The 20,355-nt window shown below is 48.5% G+C and carries 19 protein-coding genes; 15 read left to right on the forward strand and 4 right to left on the reverse strand.

Features of this window, described 5'->3' with window-relative positions; translation table 11 throughout:
* Positions 1-73: 73 nt before the first annotated feature.
* The 15 genes from C1A02_RS02000 (at position 74) to C1A02_RS02075 (ending at position 14,605) form a co-directional block, all read left to right on the forward strand.
* A complete protein-coding gene (locus C1A02_RS02000; RefSeq protein WP_101696526.1) occupies positions 74-484 on the forward strand; it encodes a YlbF/YmcA family competence regulator in 411 nt (136 codons plus the stop codon).
* A gap of 56 nt (positions 485-540) precedes the next feature.
* Positions 541-3,156, forward strand: a complete 2,616-nt coding sequence (gene mutS, locus C1A02_RS02005; RefSeq protein WP_101696527.1) for a DNA mismatch repair protein MutS — start codon at positions 541-543, stop codon at positions 3,154-3,156.
* A 32-nt stretch (positions 3,157-3,188) separates the two neighbouring features.
* Positions 3,189-5,264, forward strand: a complete 2,076-nt coding sequence (gene mutL / locus C1A02_RS02010; RefSeq protein ID WP_101696528.1) for a DNA mismatch repair endonuclease MutL — start codon at positions 3,189-3,191, stop codon at positions 5,262-5,264.
* A gap of 194 nt (positions 5,265-5,458) precedes the next feature.
* The gene (miaA, locus tag C1A02_RS02015) at positions 5,459-6,400 is read left to right on the forward strand and encodes a tRNA (adenosine(37)-N6)-dimethylallyltransferase MiaA (RefSeq protein WP_101696529.1); all 942 of its coding nucleotides are present in this window, start codon (positions 5,459-5,461) and stop codon (positions 6,398-6,400) included.
* A complete protein-coding gene (locus tag C1A02_RS02020) occupies positions 6,393-7,691 on the forward strand; it encodes a biotin/lipoyl attachment domain-containing protein (RefSeq protein WP_101696530.1) in 1,299 nt (432 codons plus the stop codon). Before miaA ends, C1A02_RS02020 begins: the two co-directional genes overlap by 8 nt.
* Complete coding sequence (locus tag C1A02_RS02025; RefSeq protein ID WP_101696531.1) at positions 7,669-8,412, forward strand: YggS family pyridoxal phosphate-dependent enzyme; 744 nt, start codon at positions 7,669-7,671, stop codon at positions 8,410-8,412. The genes C1A02_RS02020 and C1A02_RS02025 overlap by 23 nt, the downstream gene beginning before the upstream one ends.
* Positions 8,413-8,433: 21 nt before the next feature.
* The gene (locus C1A02_RS02030) at positions 8,434-8,916 is read left to right on the forward strand and encodes a cell division protein SepF (RefSeq protein WP_101696532.1); all 483 of its coding nucleotides are present in this window, start codon (positions 8,434-8,436) and stop codon (positions 8,914-8,916) included.
* A complete protein-coding gene (locus C1A02_RS02035; protein WP_101696533.1) occupies positions 8,916-9,677 on the forward strand; it encodes a YlmH family RNA-binding protein in 762 nt (253 codons plus the stop codon). Before C1A02_RS02030 ends, C1A02_RS02035 begins: the two co-directional genes overlap by 1 nt.
* A gap of 15 nt (positions 9,678-9,692) precedes the next feature.
* Entirely contained in the window at positions 9,693-10,439 is a 747-nt protein-coding gene (locus C1A02_RS02040; protein ID WP_101696534.1) for a DivIVA domain-containing protein, read from the forward strand.
* A 100-nt stretch (positions 10,440-10,539) separates the two neighbouring features.
* Positions 10,540-11,067 carry a signal peptidase II gene (gene lspA / locus C1A02_RS02045; RefSeq protein ID WP_243577885.1) on the forward strand — a complete coding sequence of 176 codons (528 nt, stop codon included), beginning with the start codon at positions 10,540-10,542 and terminating at the stop codon, positions 11,065-11,067.
* 1 nt (position 11,068) lies between these two features.
* On the forward strand, positions 11,069-11,989 hold the full coding sequence (locus C1A02_RS02050; RefSeq protein WP_243577886.1) for an RluA family pseudouridine synthase: 921 nt from the start codon (positions 11,069-11,071) through the stop codon (positions 11,987-11,989).
* Positions 11,990-12,000: 11 nt separating this feature from the next.
* Entirely contained in the window at positions 12,001-12,810 is an 810-nt protein-coding gene (locus C1A02_RS02055) for a Cof-type HAD-IIB family hydrolase (protein ID WP_101696537.1), read from the forward strand.
* A gap of 12 nt (positions 12,811-12,822) precedes the next feature.
* A complete protein-coding gene (locus tag C1A02_RS02060; protein WP_101696538.1) occupies positions 12,823-13,227 on the forward strand; it encodes a ComEA family DNA-binding protein in 405 nt (134 codons plus the stop codon).
* Between the two features lie 369 nt (positions 13,228-13,596).
* Positions 13,597-14,031, forward strand: coding sequence for an EamA family transporter (locus tag C1A02_RS02070; protein ID WP_243577887.1), 435 nt, complete (start codon positions 13,597-13,599; stop codon positions 14,029-14,031).
* Between the two features lie 85 nt (positions 14,032-14,116).
* The gene (locus C1A02_RS02075) at positions 14,117-14,605 is read left to right on the forward strand and encodes a prolyl-tRNA synthetase associated domain-containing protein (RefSeq protein ID WP_101696541.1); all 489 of its coding nucleotides are present in this window, start codon (positions 14,117-14,119) and stop codon (positions 14,603-14,605) included.
* A gap of 205 nt (positions 14,606-14,810) precedes the next feature.
* Here C1A02_RS02075 and C1A02_RS02080 read toward each other — a convergent pair whose 3' ends face one another.
* The 4 genes from C1A02_RS02080 to C1A02_RS13400 form a co-directional block, all read right to left on the reverse strand.
* On the reverse strand, positions 14,811-15,884 hold the full coding sequence (locus C1A02_RS02080) for a 6-phosphofructokinase (RefSeq protein ID WP_207204866.1): 1,074 nt from the start codon (positions 15,882-15,884) through the stop codon (positions 14,811-14,813).
* Positions 15,885-15,899: 15 nt separating this feature from the next.
* Entirely contained in the window at positions 15,900-18,020 is a 2,121-nt protein-coding gene (locus C1A02_RS02085; protein ID WP_101696542.1) for an RNA degradosome polyphosphate kinase, read from the reverse strand.
* 17 nt (positions 18,021-18,037) lie between these two features.
* Positions 18,038-19,591: a Ppx/GppA phosphatase family protein gene (locus C1A02_RS02090; RefSeq protein WP_101696543.1), complete on the reverse strand. Its 1,554-nt coding sequence runs from the start codon at positions 19,589-19,591 to the stop codon at positions 18,038-18,040.
* A 361-nt stretch (positions 19,592-19,952) separates the two neighbouring features.
* Positions 19,953-20,129, reverse strand: coding sequence for a hypothetical protein (locus tag C1A02_RS13400; RefSeq protein WP_164997129.1), 177 nt, complete (start codon positions 20,127-20,129; stop codon positions 19,953-19,955).
* Positions 20,130-20,355: the final 226 nt, after the last annotated feature.

Here is a 20,355-nt window from a genome sequence, read left to right on the forward strand (position 1 = left end):
GTGGTTTTGGCTGGAACAAGCCTCTGTTCGGCGGTGTGGATTTATTTTATTTATTTTTTAGGAGGCAACAAATATGGACATTATTGAAATGGCTCGTCAGTTAGGAAAAGAGATTCAAAAGGATGAAAGATATCTGGCATTTCAGCAGGCAAAAAAGGAAAGCGACAGCAACCAGGAACTGCAAGGCCTGATTGCAGATTTTAACCTGAAAAGAATTGCTATCAGCAGAGAAGGTGCTAAAGCAGACCGAGACGAGGATAAAATGCAGGAACTGAACGAGGAACTGCGCAATACCTATGATCAGGTCATGAACCACCCGGCAATGCTGGACTTTAACTTGGCCAAAGAAGATATGGATTTGATGCTGCAGCGCATCAGTGCCATTATCAATGCATCTGCTGACGGAGAGGATCCGGATTTGGCGGATTATAACCCCAGTGCTTGCGGTGCCGGCGGATGCTCCAGCTGCTCTGGCTGCCATTAATCCGGGCGCAATTGAACTTGTTACAAAAACACTGAAACAGACAGGGAGATGGAATCATGGCGGATCTTTCACCTATGATGCGGCAATATTTTGAAATCAAGGAACAAAATCCGGACACTCTGCTGTTTTTCAGACTGGGCGATTTTTACGAAATGTTTTTTGAAGATGCCAAACTGGCCTCTAAAGAACTGGAACTGACCCTGACGGGACGGGACTGCGGACAGGAAGAGCGCGCCCCCATGTGTGGTGTGCCCTTCCACAGCGCAGAAAGCTACATTGCCCGGCTGGTGGCCAAAGGCTATAAGGTGGCCATCTGTGAACAGGTAGAGGATCCGGCCATCGCCAAAGGTTTAGTAAAGCGGGCCGTTATCCGGGTGATTACGCCGGGTACGGTGATGGAAAGCAGTATGCTGGACGAATCCCGCAATAACTTTATCTGCTCTTTGTTTTCGGGAGAAAACAGTGCGGGAATTTGCTTTGCTGATATTTCCACCGGGGAATTGCGGGCAACGGAACTGGCAGGCGGTTCTGCTCAGGAATTGGAAGCTCAGGTGAAAAATGAGCTGGCCCGTTTTTGCCCCCGTGAAATTTTGCTCAATCCCCAGGCACTGGCTTTGACAGGCCTTGCCAAGTTTATCAAAGACAAGCTGAGTGCTTCTTTGGAATGCATTCCGGAAGAAGAAACCCGCGGGGCGGGGAAGGTACTGGAAAACCATTTTGCACCGGCGCTGGACGAACTGGACATTTCAGAGCGGCCTTTGGTGGTCAGTGCGGTGGGGTGCCTTTTGATTTACCTGAAAAAAACCCAACGCACCGGTTTGGAACGTCTGAATTCCATTGAGATGTATTTTGGCTCTCAGTTTATGGGGCTGGATTTATCCGCCCGGCGGAATTTGGAACTTTTAGAAACCATGCGCACGAAAAGCAAGCGCGGCTCTCTTTTGTGGGTTTTGGATAAAACAAAAACGGCTATGGGAAAACGCCTGATCCGTGTGTGGATCGAGCGCCCTTTATTAAATCCCGCTCAGATTCTGCGCCGCCAGAATGCGGTAGAAGAACTGACCTTGGATGGCATGTTCCGGGAAAGCATCACGGAGCAGCTGACAGGGATTCACGATTTGGAACGGCTGATGACCCGTATTGTGTATGGCACAGCTAACGCCAGGGAACTTCGTTCCCTTTGCGGCGCGCTGTCTCGACTTCCGGCATTAAAACAGCTTTTGGACGGGATGCGTTCCAATCTGCTTCAGGATCTGCGGCAGAAAATTGATCCGCTGGAAGATGTATGCGCTTTGATTGAAGAAGCCATTGTGGACGAACCACCCTTTTCCATTCGGGAGGGCGGCATGATTCGCCCGGGCTATCATGAAGAGCTGGATGCTTTTCGCACTGACATGGGCAGCGGCAAAGAATATATTGCCCGGCTGGAAGCCGAAGAACGGGAAAAAACCGGGATTCCAAAACTGAAAATCGGCTATAACCGAGTATTCGGTTACTATATTGAAGTGTCGAACTCTTATCGGGATAAAGTTCCCGAGGGGTACATAAGAAAACAGACTTTAACCAATTGCGAACGCTTTATCACCCCAGATTTAAAACAGCTGGAAGGCCGGATTCTGGGTGCTCAGGAAAAATCAGTTCAGCTGGAAGGCCAGCTGTTTGAAACGGTGCGCACTCAGGTGGCGGAGCAGCTTTCCCGGGTGCAGATGACGGCTTCTGCTGTGGCGCAGCTGGATGTGCTCATTTCTTTTGCGGCGGTTTCGGTGGCCAACGGTTATCACCGGCCAGAAGTGAATTTGGGCGGTAAAATTCTATTAAAAGAAAGCCGTCATCCAGTGGTGGAGCAGCTTTTGGACGGTGCTCCCTTTGTTCCAAACGACGTGGAGCTGGATCGAAATGAAAATCGTGTGGCCATTATCACCGGCCCCAACATGGCGGGTAAATCCACTTATATGCGCCAGATCGCATTGATTGTGCTCATGGCTCAAATTGGCTGTTTTGTTCCGGCAGAAACAGCCGAAATTGGTATTGTAGACAGTATTTTCACCCGTGTGGGCGCATCGGACGACATGGCTTCGGGACAATCCACCTTTATGGTGGAAATGACAGAAGTGGCAGAGATTTTAAAAAATGCCACGAGCCACAGCCTTTTGGTGCTGGACGAAATCGGGCGCGGCACGTCTACTTTTGACGGCATGAGCATTGCCCGGGCAGTGCTGGAGCATGTGGCGGACAAGCGATCTTTGGGGGCAAAAGCATTGTTTGCCACCCATTATCATGAGCTGACGGTGTTGGAAGATTTGGTTTCGGGTGTGAAGAACTATAACATTGCAGTGAAAAAGCGCGGCGATGACATTACTTTCCTGCGCCGCATTGTGCGGGGCGGGGCAGATGACAGCTTTGGCATTGAAGTGGCCAAGCTGGCAGGGGTCCCCAATAAGGTGGTAACCCGGGCCAAGCAGGTGCTGCATGAGCTGGAACACGGGCAGCCGGTAACGGCGGCCAAAGGTTCTGCGAAGCATGTGCCGGCAGAGCCGGAAGGGCAGATGGCGTTGGTATCCCCCAAAGAATCAGAACTGGTCACCCGGCTGAAACAATTGGATGTCAATACGCTGACGCCCATTGAATGTATGAACACCTTGTTTGAGCTGTGCCGGATGGTGCAGGATTAAACTAGAAACGAAGATAAGACAGGAGGCAGTGAATGGGAAAAATCAATCTGCTGGACAAGCATGTGGCGGAGCTAATCGCTGCCGGTGAGGTGGTGGAGCGCCCGGCCTCCGTCATAAAAGAGTTGGTGGAAAACTCCATCGATGCGGGTGCCACCTCAGTAACGGTGGAAATTCAAAACGGCGGCGCCAAATTGATGCGCGTTACCGACAACGGCAGCGGAATCGCCCGGGAAGATGTTCCCAAGGCATTTTTGCGCCATGCCACCAGCAAGGTATCTTTGGCGGAAGATTTGGAGTCTATTGGAACACTGGGATTTCGGGGAGAGGCTTTGGCTTCGGTTGCGGCGGTTGCCAAGGTAGAACTGGTGACCCGCACCGAAGAGGATCTGGCCGGAACCCGCTATGTGATAGAGGGTGGCGAGGAACAGGTGTTGGAGGACGCGGGGCGCGCCCGTGGCACTACCATTACAGTGCAGGAGATCTTTTTTAACACCCCTGCCCGCATGAAATTTCTGAAGAAGGATACGGTGGAGGCCAATGCGGTCGCCGCCGTTTTGGATAAAATAGCGCTTTCCCATCCGGAGCTGGCTTTGCGGCTGGTGCGCGATGGAAAAGAAACGTTAAGAACGCCCGGGGACGGGCAGCTGAAATCGGCAGTATTTGCGGTGTTTGGCCGCGAATTTACCGCAGGGCTAATTCCGATGGAATATGAGTTTCAGGGTCTTCATGCTACCGGGTTTGTCAGCAAGCCTTCTCATGCCCGGCCAAACCGCAGTATGCAGCAGTTTTTCATCAATGGACGAACGGTGAAAAGCCGCACCGCTCAAGTTGCTTTAGAGCAGGCGTTTAAAGGTTCTTTGATGGTGGGAAAATTCCCCGCCTGTGTGCTGCATCTTTCCATTCCGGCACAGGCTGTGGATGTGAATGTGCATCCCGGAAAGCTAGAGGTTCGCTTTATCAATGAGCGTCCGGTGTTTGACGTAATTTATTACGGGGTAAAAACTGCCTTGACAAAGGGAGATTCCCCAAACCGAATTACTTTGCAGAATCCGGCAGGCAACATGAGTACTTCTCAGGCAGAACCAAAGCCGGCGGCTCCGGCTCCGCTTCCTTTTGATCCGCCGACAGAAAAGCCCCAGCAGATTTCTTTGCCCCAAATTTTTGGTTCTTCTGTGGGCAGTCAGCCTGTGCTCAATGATAGCGGCTGGGAGGATTCAGTGGAAATTTCTGTTCCCACTACTCCGGCTTATCAAAGAACAGGCAGCTTTGGTGCCCATTCTGCCCAGCCTGCGGCAAACCCACACTTTTTGCAGGATACGCCTCACACGGCTTATCCCGTAAACGGGCAAGAAACGAAAGAGGCGGAGCATCCGGCTGTCCCGGCGGCTAATTTCTATCGAAATGAGCTGGCTCCGGCAGAACAGCCGACCGCACTTACGACTTTGCAAGAGCCTTCTGCTGCACCGGTGGTTTTTGAACAGATGATGCCGGTGCAGGCAGAAAAGCCTGTGGCTCTGGGGGATACACAGTCAGAATTCCGGTATATCGGGCACGCTTTTGGCACGTATATTTTGCTGGAAAGAACCGGAGCACAGGGGAAAGAAATGGTGCTGATTGATCGCCATGCGGCCCATGAACGCTTGTTATACGAACAATTAAAGGAACAAAGCGGCATGTCTTTTTCTCAAATGCTGTTACAGCCGGTTCCCGTTTTGTTAGAAAAGAATGAATATGCTGCCGTGCTGGCCTCTTTGGAGCTGTGCGAAGCGGCAGGGTTTGAAATTGATGATTTTGGTTCCGGCACCGTTTTGGTGCGCAGTGCTCCCCTTTCACTCACCGGAGAGGATGTGCCGGAGGCCGTGATGGAAATTGCGGGCTATTTGGCGCAATCCCGCACGGATGTTACCACAGAGCACTTAGATTGGCTGTATCACAATATTGCCTGCCGTGCGGCCATGAAAGCCCATGACGATCGTTCGCCCGAAGAACTGATTGCGCTGGTGCACCAGCTGGACGCAAATCCCCAATTGCGGTATTGCCCCCACGGAAGACCCATTTCTATTGTGCTGACCCAAAAAGAACTGGAAAAGCAATTCGGAAGAATTTAAATGAAGGGGCTTCTGAAAAAAGGAAATCGACGGGAAATTCATTAAAAACAAACGAATGCAAAGCAAAAAGCACAGAGATACTGAATGTATCAGGGCTTTTTGGGGCGCAGCAGATAGGTTTGCAGCAAAATTACCCTAAAGGATTTTCAGAAACACCCCTAGAAGAATGATCATACGGAAAAGGAGGAAGAGTGATGCAGAAAATACCCCTTTTGGTGATTGGGGGCCCCACGGCCAGCGGCAAAACAAAATTGGCCGTGGAGTTGGCGCTTCGTCAAAACGGAGAAGTGGTTTCAGCGGATTCTATGCAGATTTATAAAGGGATGCAAATTGGAACAGCCAAGCCCACTCCACAAGAAATGCAAGGGGTTCCCCATCATTTAATGGGGTTTGCAGAGCCCGGTCAATCCTTTTCCGTAGCGGAATATGTGGATTTAGCAAAAGCCAAGATTCAGGAGATTCACGGGAGGGGAAAGCTTCCGGTATTAGCTGGCGGAACGGGACTTTATATCCGATCCCTTATCAGCAATACCCAGTTTTCCCAAGCGGAGAACGACAGCGCGCTCCGCGAGGAACTGGCGGCCCGAGCCCGACAAGAGGGCTCCGAAAGCCTTTTGCAGGAGCTGGCTTCTTTTGATCCGAAATCTGCCGCGCGCATTGACCCGCGCAACCTGCCCCGGCTAATTCGTGCCATTGAGCTGTACCGAGTGACCGGAGTAACCATGACGGAGCATCTGAAAAACTCCCGGCTGGAACCATCGCCTTATCAGGTCTGTTTTCTTTGCCTGAATTTTCGGGACAGAAGTAAGCTCTATGAGCGAATTAACTTGCGGGTGGATGAAATGCTGGAGCAAGGGCTTTTAAAAGAGGCCGAGCAGGTGCTGAATCGGCCCGACGGCGCTACGGCCTTACAGGCCATTGGTTATAAAGAACTGCTGCCCTATTTTCGGGGAGAAATCAGTCTCGAGCAGGCGGCAGAAACCATCAAGCAAGAAACCCGGCGCTACGCCAAGAGGCAAATCACTTGGTTTAAGCGGGAAGAACAGCTTCACTGGCTGTTTGTGGACGATTATCCCAATTTTGATGCGCTGCTTTCTGTCGCGCAAGAAATCGTAAGGGGGGAGCTGTATGAATAATCCGGTACTCAAACGCCTGATTTCAGGCCTTATCGGCATACTGCTTCTTTTTTATATTGGGAATCAAATTTACAACGCAAATTACAGCAGTGTAAAAACAGAAACAGCCATTTATGCCACAGGGCAAGACACAATTCAAATGACCGGTACAGCCATTCGAAAAGAACAGATGATTCAGCAGACGGTTCCGGGGGTTTTGACTTATTTATTGGGGGAAGGCGGCAAGGTGGCCAAAGGCGGTGTGGTGGCAGAGGTTTATGACAGCGCTAAGGACGCCACTCAGCAGCAGCAGGTGGAACGATTGCAGCGAGAGATTGCCCGGCTGCAGAGCCTGAGCAACCCCGGTGATACTTATGCCGCCAACCCGGAACTTTTAACCCAGCAGATCAATCGTCAGCTGATTGAAACGCTGACTGCTGTGCGCAACCAAAATTACGGTTCTTTGACTCAAAACCGTGATACTCTGCTGTATGTGATGAATGAACGGCAGGTGGTGGTGGGGACGCTTAAAGACTTCAGTGCCAGAATTGCGCAGCTGCAAAATCAGTTGAGTTCCATCACCGTGTCCGGCGGAGGAACCCGCATGGGGCAAATTAAGGCTCCGGCTTCCGGCTTTTTTGTGGGAGTGGTGGACGGTTATGAAAGTCAATATGACTATAAATCGGTCTTGGGTCTTTCTGTGGCACAGTTACAGGAAAAAAAGAAGCCCACCCCTTTGGATGGAAATGTAGTTGGAAAAGTCTGCGAAGAATTTGACTGGTATTTTGCCGCTGTGGTAGAGCCTGATGATGCCTTAAAGCTGAAAGAAGGGAACCGGGTCAGCATTGACTTTCCGTTTGCTGTGGGCAAGCCGGTTCCGGCCACGGTGGCGAAGGTAAACCAGCCGGATAAACAGGCCGCAGCCGCTGTGGTTCTGCGTTGTTCCAACATGGATGCGGGCATTGCATCGGTGCGGGATGCTACAGTGCAGGTGCAGACGGGGGACTATTCGGGAATTATGGTCAGCCAGAAAAGCATTCATTTTGAAAAGCTGGTCAAAGAGGTTACTCAGGAAGATAAAACCGTTAAAAAGATTGAAAGAGAAGTTCCGGGTGTCTATGTCATGCATGGAAATTCCATTGAATTCGTGCAGGTTGTTCCGCTATTCCACAGCGGAAGCTATGTGATTTGTAAGGAACTGGATGAAAATGCTCCGGAATGGAACGATCTCATGACAAAAACTTCAATTCGTCTATATGATGAGGTGATTATAGAAGGGACTGATTTGTATGATGGAAAAGTCATTAAGTGACCAGGAACTGGAAAGCCGCTTTGGGGATTTGGAAGAAAACTTAAAGGTGATTCGTTCCCGCATCGAGGAAGCCGCTTTGGAATCCGGCAGAAAGCCGGAGGATATTACGCTTTTGGCGGCGACCAAAACGGTTCCTGTTCCGGTGATTAACCGGGCCATCGAGCTGGGGGTGACCCATATTGGAGAAAACCGGGTGCAGGAACTTTGCGACAAGCTGCCGCTGCTCTCTCCCTGCGACCGACAGTTCATTGGCCATTTGCAGAGCAATAAGGTTAAATTTCTGGTGGGGCAGGTTAGTCTAATTCAGTCGGTGGACAGTGAAAAGCTGGCAAAAGAAATTTCTCGCCTTTCTGTGCAAAGGGACGTTATTACTCAGGTGCTGATCGAAGTGAATATCGGCGAAGAAGAAAATAAGTCCGGCGTTTCCCCGGAATCACTGGAAGACTTACTGGGAATTATTTCCACTATGCCGGGGGTTTCGGTGCGCGGGCTCATGACAATCCCGCCTGTCTGCGATAATCCCGAAAAAACTGTTTCATATTTTTCGAAGATGCGACAATATTATGTTGACATACAGTCAAAAAGATTAGATAATGTTTCTATGGATTATTTGTCCATGGGAATGTCATCTGATTATGCACAGGCGATACGCTGCGGAGCAAATATGGTTCGGGTGGGGTCTGCCCTGTTCGGACAAAGGCAGTATGGAATCCTTCATTAAGATATTAGGGAGGCAATCAAAATGGCTGGATTGGTTCAGAAATTTAAAGATATGTGGGGCGCACCTGAGGACGAGTACGAGGATGAGGAGTATGTGGATGACCGTGCGGACGATATTATCTCCGGCTCGGACAACCATGCAGAAACAATTCGGGAGCGCGAGATGATTAAGCGTAATTCCGGTTCCTCCAGCAGCAATAAGGTGGTGAATATTCACGCTACCACGCAGCTTCAGGTGGTGCTGTTTAAGCCCGAACGCTTTGGCGAAGAAACTCGTGCCGTGGCGGACGAGCTTTTAAAAATGCACACGGTGGTGTTAAATTTAGAAAACACCAACAAAGATGTTTGTCGGCGCATTATTGATTTTCTTAGCGGTGTGGCATATGCCAACGGCGGAAAAATCAAGCGCGTAGCCACCAGTACATTTATTATCACCCCTTACAATGTGGATTTAACGGGTGATGATGTTTTAGATGAATTAGAAAACAACGGTGTTTATTTCTAATGAAACCGAATTCCCCACAAAATGATGCGATGCTGGAGGCCAGGCTTCTGGATGCAATTCGTCTTTGTTCCCGGCGGTATCAGCCTGTTTTTGTGGGCTTTCTGTCCGAAGCACAGGCCTTCTCGGCACAAGGGATCCTGCGCCGGGAGGGCTTTTTCCGCTATTTATTCTGGGGCGGGTTTGAAGAGGCCGAACGCGTGATGTTCGGTGCGTTCCCGGAATATCAGGAGCCAGACCCGTCAGAATTTCCCATAGCGGCATTTACCGCATCGTTTCGCGAGTGTGACGTGTTGACCCACCGGGATTTTCTTGGCGCCTTAATGGGTGCCGGAATCAATCGTGATACGGTGGGCGATTTACTGGTGGAGCCTGGGCGCGGTGTGCTGTTTTTAAGAGAAGAAATTTCAGAATATGTGAGTACCCAGCTGACAAAAATCGGCCGGGTGGGGGTGCGTGTTGCCCCCGGATTCGAAGAGCCGCTTCCCGGGGGACTTGGATTTGTGCCTTTTTCCGGGGTAATTGCGTCCCCTCGGTTGGACTGCGCCGCTGCGGCAGCTTTGCAAACCAGCCGAGAAAAGGCCGCCCGGCTGGTGGAAGCGGGCAGTGTGCTGCTTAATGGAATACAAACCCTTTCTCTTTCTGCAACGGTCAAAGCGGGTGATCGGTTGTCGGTGCGTGGAATGGGACGTTTTATCCTTGACCAGATTGGGCCGGAAACAAAAAAGGGCCGTTTTAACTTGAGTGGAAGAAAATACAGATAACAGGAGGTTTTAGTCATGCTTACTCTTAACGATATCATTAATGTAAGCTTCCGCAAATCGAATTTTTCCGGTTACCGTACCGAGGACGTGGATCATTTTATCGATCAGGTAAGAGATTCCTACGATCAGCTTTTGAAAAAGACGATGGAGCAAAACGAGGCATATGAGGCACTTTCTCAAGAAAAGGCGCACCTTGAAAAAAAATTGGAAGTGCTGGCCGAAAAAATAGAGGACTACCGCAAGGACGAAAGCGAAATCAAAACCGCTTTGGTCAGTGCCCAAAAGTTAGGGGAAGCTTCGATTCGCGAAGCGCGGCATAAGGCTGAAATCATCCTAAAAGATGCTACGTTAAAGTCCGAGCGCATTATCGGCACGGCAAAAGCCGATGTGGTGGCTCAGGAGCGGGAACTGGAAGACCTGAAGAAAAAGGTTTTGGATTTCCGTACCAAGCTGCTGGCGATTTACAAAGATCATTTGACCATGATCGATGCAATTCCCAGCCGCAAAGAGGATTTTGAACCTCAGGCACGGCCTGCCGCAGCCGCAATGCCCGAACCTCAGCCGGTTGAGCCGGAAGAAGAGATAATAATTTCGGAACCTGTGGCACAAGAGCCCCAAGAAGAGCCGGAGTACCGCCCGCAGCACTCGGCAGAAGAAGAGTTTGCCGTGGATGCATCCATGTTTGATAACAGCTTGCCGGAGCATGATTTGCGGTATGATGTTTTAAAGTTTGACGAAGTGGATGAAACTGGCGAAAAATAAGGAATGCTGCCGTAATGGGCATGAAAATATCATTTTGCACACAAGGAGGGAAGGACGGGTATGGCCCGCCCTTTTTTTCCTGGAAAAGAGGGAGTTCGTTTTGGTTACAGTTTTGCTGTCCTTTGTGGCGGTAGCCGTGGGCGTAGCTGCGGATCAATTTTTTAAAATGCTGGTGCTGGCTCATTTAAAACCCGTGGGAAGTATTGAGTTGATTCCCGGTTTTTTTCAGTTGACCTATGTGGAAAACAGAGGGGCTGCCTTTGGAATTTTGGCCAATCACCAGTGGCTTTTTGTGACAGTGACAGCGCTGGTCTGTCTGATTATGGCAGGCACACTGATTTGGTATAAAGCACACACAAACCTGACCCGCACAGCTGTTGTTTTGATTATGGCGGGCGGACTGGGGAACTTAATTGATCGGGTTCGGTTCCATTTTGTGGTGGATTTTCTGCATTTTCAGTTTTTTCCGCCGGTGTTTAATTTTGCGGATATCTGTGTCACCGTTGGCTGCGGCCTGCTGATTCTTTATGTTATTCTGTATTCAGATACGGGAAAACCCAAAGGTCCCAAGCGGTATGCCAAATATGCGCATTATAACCGGAACAGAAATTACAGGATGGGTGGTTAATTTGCAAAAAAAACAGCTGGTGGTGGGGCCAGAGTATCAGAACGCCCGGGCGGATCAGACAGTCAGCGAAATGCTGGAAGAGCTGACCCGATCCGCTGTGCAGAAGCTGATGCTTTCGGGCGCTATTCTGCGGGACGGCGTGCCCCTTTCTAAAAATGACCGGGTGTCGGAAGGTCAGATCATAGAGATCCTTTTGCCCGAACCGGCTGTTTTAGAAGAGGTGGAACCTCAAAATATCCCCCTGGAAATCCCTTATGAGGATGAGGATCTGCTGGTGGTAAACAAACCAAAGGGTATGGTGGTGCATCCTGCCCCCGGCAATCGGGACGGAACACTGGTCAATGCCCTTTTGTATCACTGCGGAAATTCTCTTTCGGGTATTAATGGGGTGATTCGACCGGGAATTGTTCACCGCATTGACAAAGACACCAGCGGTTTACTGGTGGTGGCGAAAAATGATGCTGCTCATCAAAGTCTTGCCGCTCAAATTAAGGAACATTCCTTTACCCGACAATACGAAGCGGTGGTATACGGGCATTTTCGGGAAGAAAGCGGTACAGTGGAAGCACCGATTGGCAGACATCCCATTGACCGGAAACGAATGGCTGTTACTCAAAAGAACAGCCGCTGGGCTGTGACCCATTATCAGATGTTGGAAGAACTGCCTGGTTTTTCTCATTTGCAGTTGCAGCTGGAAACAGGCCGAACCCATCAAATTCGGGTTCATATGGCATATTTGGGTCATCCGGTGGCCGGTGATCCGGTTTATGGCCCCAAAAAGGTGATTACTTCTTTGCAGGGGCAATGTCTGCATGCAAGAGTGCTTGGGTTCCGGCATCCTCGGGATGGCCATACCGTAGAAATTACCAGTGATTTGCCAGAGTATTTTACGGACTTTTTAAAACAGCTCAGGCGTCTATAAGGAGGGTTTTTTTGAAGATTCAGGATTTGTTGCTGATCTCTGATTTGGATGGGACCTTAATTGGAGAAAACTATCAAATTCCGGAACGGAATTTAAAAGCGATTCGACGTTTTCAGGAAAAAGGCGGGCAGTTTGCCATTGCCACCGGACGCTCGGGGGATTCGGGCGCCCAATATTATCATCAGTCGCAGCCCAATGGCCTTTCGGTATTGCTCAACGGTGCTGTTATTTATGATTTTGAAACGGATCGAGTGGTGAAAAGTGTTTCTATGCCGCCACAGGCTTCGGAATACGCCCGTATTCTGGCAGAGCATTTTCCCGAAGTGGGGTATGAGGTATTTACCGAACGAGATTTATTTGTTTTGCGGTGTAACCGTTACATACAGGCTCACTTGGAGCATGAAGGCCTATCTTGTGTGGAAACCAAAGCAGAAGATATTCCCGGCAGTTGGTGCAAGGTTCTGTTTGCCAGCGAGCCGGAAATAAAACAGAAAATGCATGATTTTACCGATACGTTTTCCCACCCGGGTGTTCGGTTTGTCCAAACCTCTTCTCATTTTTTAGAGATGCTTCCCGATGAAGTCAATAAAGGAACCGGGCTGGATGAAATTTTGAATCAGACCGGCATCAGCCGCAGTCAAGTGGTGGCAATCGGCGATTATTATAATGATGTGGAACTGCTGAAAGCGGCAGGGTTTGCGGCCGTACCGTCCAATGCGCCGCAGGATATTCAGGACATGGCAGACTTGGTGGTGGGTCATTGTTATGAAGGTGCGGTGGCAGATTTAATCGAGTATTTGGAGCAAACTCACCAAGAGTAGGCGGTGAAAAAGTTGGATGAAGATAATCGTCAAATACGTTGGCTTTTGGCGGCTTCGGCCGTTCTGGGCGCTTTGATTATCGGATACAATGTGCTGTTTGTTCCACAGGTAACCCTTACGACCATTGTTCATACCGATGGTTCCGGGGCCGCTTCGTCTGATTTAGTGGTTTCTCTTCCCGGGCCGTCGGAGGAAGAATATGAACCGGAGCCGGTAGAAGAAGGCTTGGTTCACTTGAACACAGCGGATGTGCAGGAGTTGGAAACACTTCCCGGTATCGGCTCGGTAACGGCACAACGCATTGTGGAGCATCGGAATACCTATGGGGAATTTCAAAGTACGGAAGAGCTGAAGCAGGTTTCGGGCATCGGGGAAAAAACCTTTCAGCAGATTCAGGATTTGATTACAGTGGACTGATTAAAAGAACAAAAAAGTTCAGGGTGTTCTTTCAATAGAAACCCGACGCAGTCAAAACACAAGCCAAATGGTATTTCATTTGCTTTGAATGGGACACAAAAGCAAGCTAAAATATCGGTTCCTTTTATGAGAAGCCGGGCGACCTTTCTGAAATTTTCAAAAGGGTTGCCCGGCCTGTATCAACTTTGGGAAAAGAAACAATTTTCTTTTTTCAAAAACAGGAGTGTTTTTGGTGCAAATCAAGTAAATCTATTTTCGCCTTCCATGTTTCCTCGGCCGGGAAATAACCGGCATGAATGCAGGTTGCTGTAAAAACAATACGGTTGAACGGTTGGCTTATTATTTTATACTATTGTTAAAGGATGAGGAATGAATATGTGGCATTATTTGTGGCCCCTTTTTCTGATTGTTTGCTCTAATGTGGTTTATAATCTTAGCACCAAAAGCACCCCTCAGTCCGCAAGCCCTTTCTTTTCACTTCTCATTACTTATCTGGTGGGGGCGGCCGCTTCGCTGGTTTTGTTCTTTTTTACCAGTCAGGATCGCAATCTGCTGCAGAACATCGCTAAGATAAACTGGACCAGCGTTCTGCTGGGTTTGGCTGTTGTCGGCTTAGAAACCGGATATCTTTTCCTTTACCGTGCCGGCTGGAATATCAGCAAGGGCCCGCTGACTGCCAATATCCTGTTGTCCTCCATTTTGCTGATCGTTGGGGCTCTGGTCTTTCATGAAACAATTTCTGTCAAACAGCTTTTGGGGGTGGCCGTTTGCTTTGTGGGGTTGGTTTTAATCAGTAGCAAGTAATCTTATTGAATTGGTGGTTGACGGAAAAACGGCCATAGAGTACAGGTTCCTTTGCTATCATTTCGATGGAACGGGAGGTAAGTGAATGGATGCCAAACAGAAAGTGTATGAATTGTTGCATGCTTTACAAATTCCCTATCGCTCTGAGGAACATCCCGCTGTATTCACCATAGAACAAATGGAAGCATTGCAACTGGATGGCGCAAATAACATCGTGAAAAATTTATTTGTACGAGATGATAAAAAGACGAAATTTTTCTTGCTTGTTATGAGCAAAGAAAAAAAGGCAGACTTAAAATCCATACGGCAACAGCTTGGCAGCAGACCCTTGAGTTTTGCGTCTGAAAATCTATTAATGGAAAAGCTGGGTCTAACCAGCGGTGCGGTTACTCCTTTGGGTATTTTGAATGACGATAGCCGCTGTGTGGAAGTTGTGCTAGACCAAGATTTAAAAAAGTTGGATGAGATCGGTGTTCATCCCAATGACAATACGGCGACGGTTTGGCTTCGGCTAAGTGATTTGGAAACAGTGATTCAGAATCATGGCAATCTTTTTTCGTATCTTTTGATGTAATGCTGTTCCTGTAAGAAGTGTGTTTTTCCATTCGGTTTTCTGAAAATTTAGCGGGAAAACACCATGTTTTATATACTTAAAGAATAATTTATATAAAATATACTGTTTGTATTTCGGTTTAAGTTGTGATAGCTATAAAAAGAGGATAAAAAAAGAAAGCAGAAAGCTGCTTTCTTTTTTATCTTCTTTTTTATTTCACACGAATTTAATCGCCAAAACTGATGCCGATATCTCTGGCGGACTGAATGAGCTCACAGTCGATGGGAACAGCTTTTAATTTTCCGGCCACTTCACTTAAAGGTACGGGAACAATTTTTTGATTTTGCAAAGCGACCATGTAACCAAAACGGCCCTCCTGAATCAGCCGTGCGGCAGCGGTTCCGAATCGAGTGGAAAGAACACGGTCATATGGGCAGGGGCTGCCGCCTCGCTGAAAGTGACCGGGAATGGTGACCCGAACCTCGTCGCCGGTTTTGGCACCGATTTCTTTGGCCAGCCGATAAGAAAGGGAGGGTTCGGTCATTTTTGCCCGCTTGGCTTTCAGCTCTTTTTTGGAAAGCTGGGCTTCTTCTTTTGAAAGAGCACCTTCTGCCACGGCTAAGATAGAAAACTGTTTGCCAGAGCGTTTGCGCAGTTTTAACATGCTGCATATTGAATCAATGTCGTAAGGAATTTCGGGAAGCAGAATGGCGTCGGCTCCGCCTGCGACACCGGCGTGCAAGGTAAGCCACCCAACTTTGTGCCCCATCAATTCGATAATAAACACACGCCCGTGAGAGGTTGCCGTGCTGTGAATGGCGTCAATTACGGTGGTGGCGGTTTCTACCGCACTGGAAAACCCAAAAGTCATTTCGGTGTTCCAAAGATCGTTGTCAATGGTTTTGGGCAGGGTAATGACATTAAGCCCTTCTTGACTGAGCAGATTGGCGGTTTTGTGGGTGCCGTTTCCGCCCAAAATAACCACGCAGTCCAGCTTCATCCGCTTATAATTTTTCTTCATGCACTCGATTTTATCCGGTTGGTCCCCAGAAGAAAGCCGCATTTCCTTAAAAGGCTGGCGTGAGGTTCCCAAAATAGTTCCCCCAAGCGTAAGAATTCCAGAAAAATCTTTGGGATCCATCTCTTTGTAATCGCCCTCAATCAGGCCCCGGTATCCGTCCCGGATTCCTAAAATGGTGATATCTTCTTCATATTTTTCAATGAGTGCTTTTCCTACGGCACGGATTGCGGCGTTTAGCCCCTGACAATCGCCGCCGCTGGTTAAAATTCCAACTCTCATTCGACATGCTCCTCTTTATTTTTGTAGCTTTGCCGAATCCGCATCACGAATTGGCACCAGCAGCTTGATTTCTTCGGATTTTTTCAGTTCCGCCACACTCTTGCGCGCCTTAGAGGCAAACAGGGTCTGGCAATTGACCGCCGCTTTTCCCCGGCGGCTGACCAGAAGATAGTTGGTGTCTGGCTGCATGATTCGGGTGTTTACATTATCAGCCAGCATAATTTCCAATATCTCAAATGCTCTTTTGCGCAGTTCTTCGCCTTCAATGGGGAAGACCAACTCCACCCGGCGATCCAAATTCCGTGGCATCCAGTCCGCGCTTCCCATATAGATTTTTGGATTCCCACCGTTTTCAAAGGCAAAAATCCGGCTGTGCTCTAAAAGCTGCCCCACAATGCTGTGGACAGTAATGGTTTCGCTCAGTTCGGGCAGCCGGGGAATCAGGCTGCACATGCCGCGGACAATCAGCCGGATGGGAACCCCTGCCTGAGAGGCTTGATATAAAAGCTGGATGATTTCCGGGTCAATCAAAGAGTTTACTTTTGCAGTGATTCCACTGGGTAAGCCCTTTTGGGCATTTTCGGTTTCTCTTTGAATCATGCGGTGAAAAAAGCTTCTCATCCCATGGGGGGCGACAATAAACCTTCGGTATTCCGGCGGCCGCGAGTAACCGGTTAGAACGTTAAAAAGAGAAGAGGCATCCACACCATACGGTTCTTTGCAGGTAAACACACCGATATCTGTATAGATTTTTGCTGTGGAATCGTTGTAGTTTCCGGTTCCCATGTGCAGGTAGCGGCGAATGCCATCTTCTTCCCGGCGCACCACCAACAGAATTTTGCAGTGGGTTTTGAGTCCAGAGAGTCCGTAAATTACGTGGCATCCTGCTTGCTCCAGTTTTTTCGCCCAATTAATATTGTTTTCTTCGTCAAACCGGGCTTTCAGCTCTACCAAAACGGTTACCTGTTTGCCGTTTTCGGCTGCGCGGATCAAAGCGCCAATGATGGGCGAATGGCCGCTGACCCGGTAAAGAGTTTGCTTAATGGCCAGTACATCGGCATCGTCGGCGGCCCTGCGCACAAAATCCACCACGCATTGAAAGCTTTCATAAGGGTGATGAACCATGCGGTCTTTTTCTCGAATCGCCTGAAAAATATCCTCATAGCCCCAAAAGGCAGCAGGGGGATTCACCGGCTTAATGGGGGTGAAACAAAGGTGGTCATAGCCCGGCAGTGACGCAAATTTCGTTAAATACGTCAAATCAATGGGGCCCGGCACTTCAAAGATGTCATAGGGCTTTAAATCCAGTGTTTCCACCAGAAATTCCTTGATTTCGGGATCACAGTTTTGCAGCAGTTCCAACCGAACCGGGCGGCCCCGTTTTCGTTTTTTAATGGATTTTTGCACTTCAGTCAGCAAATCTTCCGCATCCTCATCAATTTCCAAATCGGAATTGCGGGTCAGGCGGAAAGGGGAGCAGGCTTCGATCTGATACATGCCAAACAACTCTTTGATTTTATCAGAGATGACGTTTTCCAGCAGCACAAAAATCTTTTTTTCCGGATCCGGCACTTGCAGAAATCGGGATAAAATAGAAGGAACCTGCACCAAAGCGAACATGTTTTCTTCTTCGCTATTTTTCAGCCGTACCGCCAGATTTAGACTCTTGTTTGACAAAATGGGGAACGGACGGCTTCGGTCTACCGCTAAAGGGGTCAAAACCGGAAACAGAATTTTGTGAAAATAATCAGAAAGAAACTGTTTTTGCTTGGCATTGAGTTCTGCGGGGGTACAAAATCGTACCCCTTCTTTGCGAAGTGCAGGCAAAATGGATCGGTGTAAAGCAGTATATTGCTGTTCGGTAAAGGTGCGGATTTTCCGGGTCAGGCGAAGAATCAAATCCTCTGGGGTCAGGCCCGAAATATCCGGCGTTTTATAGCCCGAATGGATTTGCGCTTTGACTCCGGCCACGCGCACCATAAAGAATTCGTCCAGATTGGAAGCTGTGATTCCCAAAAAGCGAAGCCGTTCCATCACCGGGTTTTCTTTTTCAAAAGCTTCTTCTAATACCCTTCCGTTAAAATCCATCCAGCTCAGTTCGCGATTTAAATAAGGAAACTGTTTGCCTCTATTCATCTTGCGGCCTCCTTTGCTCAAAGCATCAGCGTTTTAATGGCAAGCACCGGATGGATTCCGAATACTTCCTGAAAAAACGGCGCGCAAAGATCAAAGGCCCATTTTTCCAACGTTAAATTATCATCACTGCTGCCGGTAATCACCAAGCGGTCTTTTTCCAGCTTGATGGAAATATCTTTCAGTTTTTGCGTCTGGGACTTATCCAGCGCATTAGACAGCCGGAAAATCGCCACCAGTTTAGAAATGATTAAACGAGTTTGCTTATCCAGCATAGAAAACTCCGGGTCGTCGTTGCTGGGAACCTGATATTCGTCATAGCTGGACAAAAAGGCTACGATCAGAACCTCTCGATCCGTCAGCCCGTACAGATCGATATTCTTCACCAAATCGAAAGTGCTGTTCAAATGCTCTTTGGAATTGATGTAATACCCGGCATCGTGCAGAATACTGGCCAGCTCCAGAATCAGCCGGCATTTGTAATCCATGCCATGAATTTTTTTTGTTTTGTCAAAAATCCGGCAGGAAAATTTGCGCACGGCATCAGAATGCGAGCGGTTGCAGCGGTAGCGATCTGCAATCCATTGGGCACAGCAAATCGCATTGGTAACCACATGATCTTCATATTCCTTTTTGCTTTTGGGAATCAGCATTTGCCGCAGCAGTGCATCCCACAATTCTACCTTTGGGGAAATGACACTGTCTGCGTGGGTCAGCTGAAGCAGCTGCATATAAATCACCAGAACCGGATAAAGCACCTGAGCACTGGCGTCGGAAATGCCATACTTATCCGCAATGGATTCCGGAGTCATAACGCGGACTTCCTGAAACAGGCGCCCAATGAGTTCTGCCCGGATGGTATAACGGCCCTGAGAGGGCGTGACTGCGCAGATGCGCGCGATTAACTCGATTTCGCTGCCGGTGAGCACCAGATTGCGGATGCTGCTGAGCTGGGTGGGGATGGGAATATGCTGCACAATTAGGTTCAGATATTCTTCCACCACGGTGTCGAAATCGCCGCTGTTTTCCTGAATGCTGCCCAGCATGTTATATAGCTTCATGGGCCCCATAGAGATGTTTTGAGAAAAGATCATGTCCGAACCGTCAAAAATAGACAGTCCAATGCTCCCAGTGCCGATAAAAGAGATTAAGGTGTTTCCGGGAGGGAAGTCAGGCATGGACTGAATGGATTTCAAAATTTCGGAATAAATCAGCGTCTTTTCCTGATCGTCTTCCAGAATCTGAACGGTGATGTTGTTTTGGATTTTCAGCTGATCCGTAATGTAATCCCGGTTTTGCGCTTCCCGCAACGCGGTGGTTGCCACAACCCGGTGCTGTTCGGTGCCGTATTCTTTCATCACTTCGCTAAAGCCATGCAAAGCAGAAGAAAGCTGCCACAGACTTTCAAAGCTGATTTTTCCGCCGTGAAAGACCTCGGTTCCCAGTTTAATGGGGTATTCTAAACGATCAACCGTCACAATTTTGCCTTTTTGCAGCTGAGAAATTTTCATTTTCAGCATGTTGGAACTGATGTCGATGACAGCGGCAATTTTGCCGCCTTTTTTGTGGTTCACCAGGCAATCACCCTATCTAAAAAAGTATTATTATTATATCAAACCAAAGGGGGAATATCAATGAAAGTCCGGTTAAAACTAGCGCAACAGCATCTTTTTCATTCTGATTTTTCTGTGTGGCTTTTCTGTGGAATCAAAGCAGGGGATTTTGAGTAATTGGCAGAAAAAATCAGCAGAGAATCCGGCAGCTGCCGGATTCTCTGCTGATTTAAATTGGTTTTGTGCTTGTTCGTGTAGGTTTTCCGACAAAGCCTTGAAAGGATTTGCTGCGCATGGTACAATATTTACGCTGCATCTGCCTTTGGGCATTTGTCGGTTTTGGGGAAGTGGCGGTTTCTGTGATGGGAAGGCGCTGCTTCCTTCATTTTTTCAGGTCGTCCCTCAGCTTTTTAATCCCACGCCGTGCCGCTTCTGCTTTTGTGACTTGCTGTTGCTCACAATATGCTTCTAACACTTCGCTGCTTTCGTGATCCAAACGGACAAACAGCGATTTATCTTTGGGATTATCCGTTGGGCGGCCTATTTTGGAGTTTGCCAAGGATTCACCTCCTTTTGCTATATGAAATAGCATAGCGCTTTCGTATAGCAAAAGGAGGATTTGTGAAATAACTTCATATCATTTATTGGAAAAACTTCATTTGCCATCACAGGCCGGTCCGGGGCCGGTTACATGATTGCTACTTGCTTTATAATCATGAATTATGGTATACTATTTCGAATAGAACGAGGACGCAGCGAAATGTGCGCGCTGCCTATGAGGAAAA

The organism is Clostridium minihomine (assembly GCF_900240385.1).
In the GTDB taxonomy this organism is placed as follows: Bacteria; Bacillota; Clostridia; order Oscillospirales; family Acutalibacteraceae; genus Faecalispora; species Faecalispora minihomine.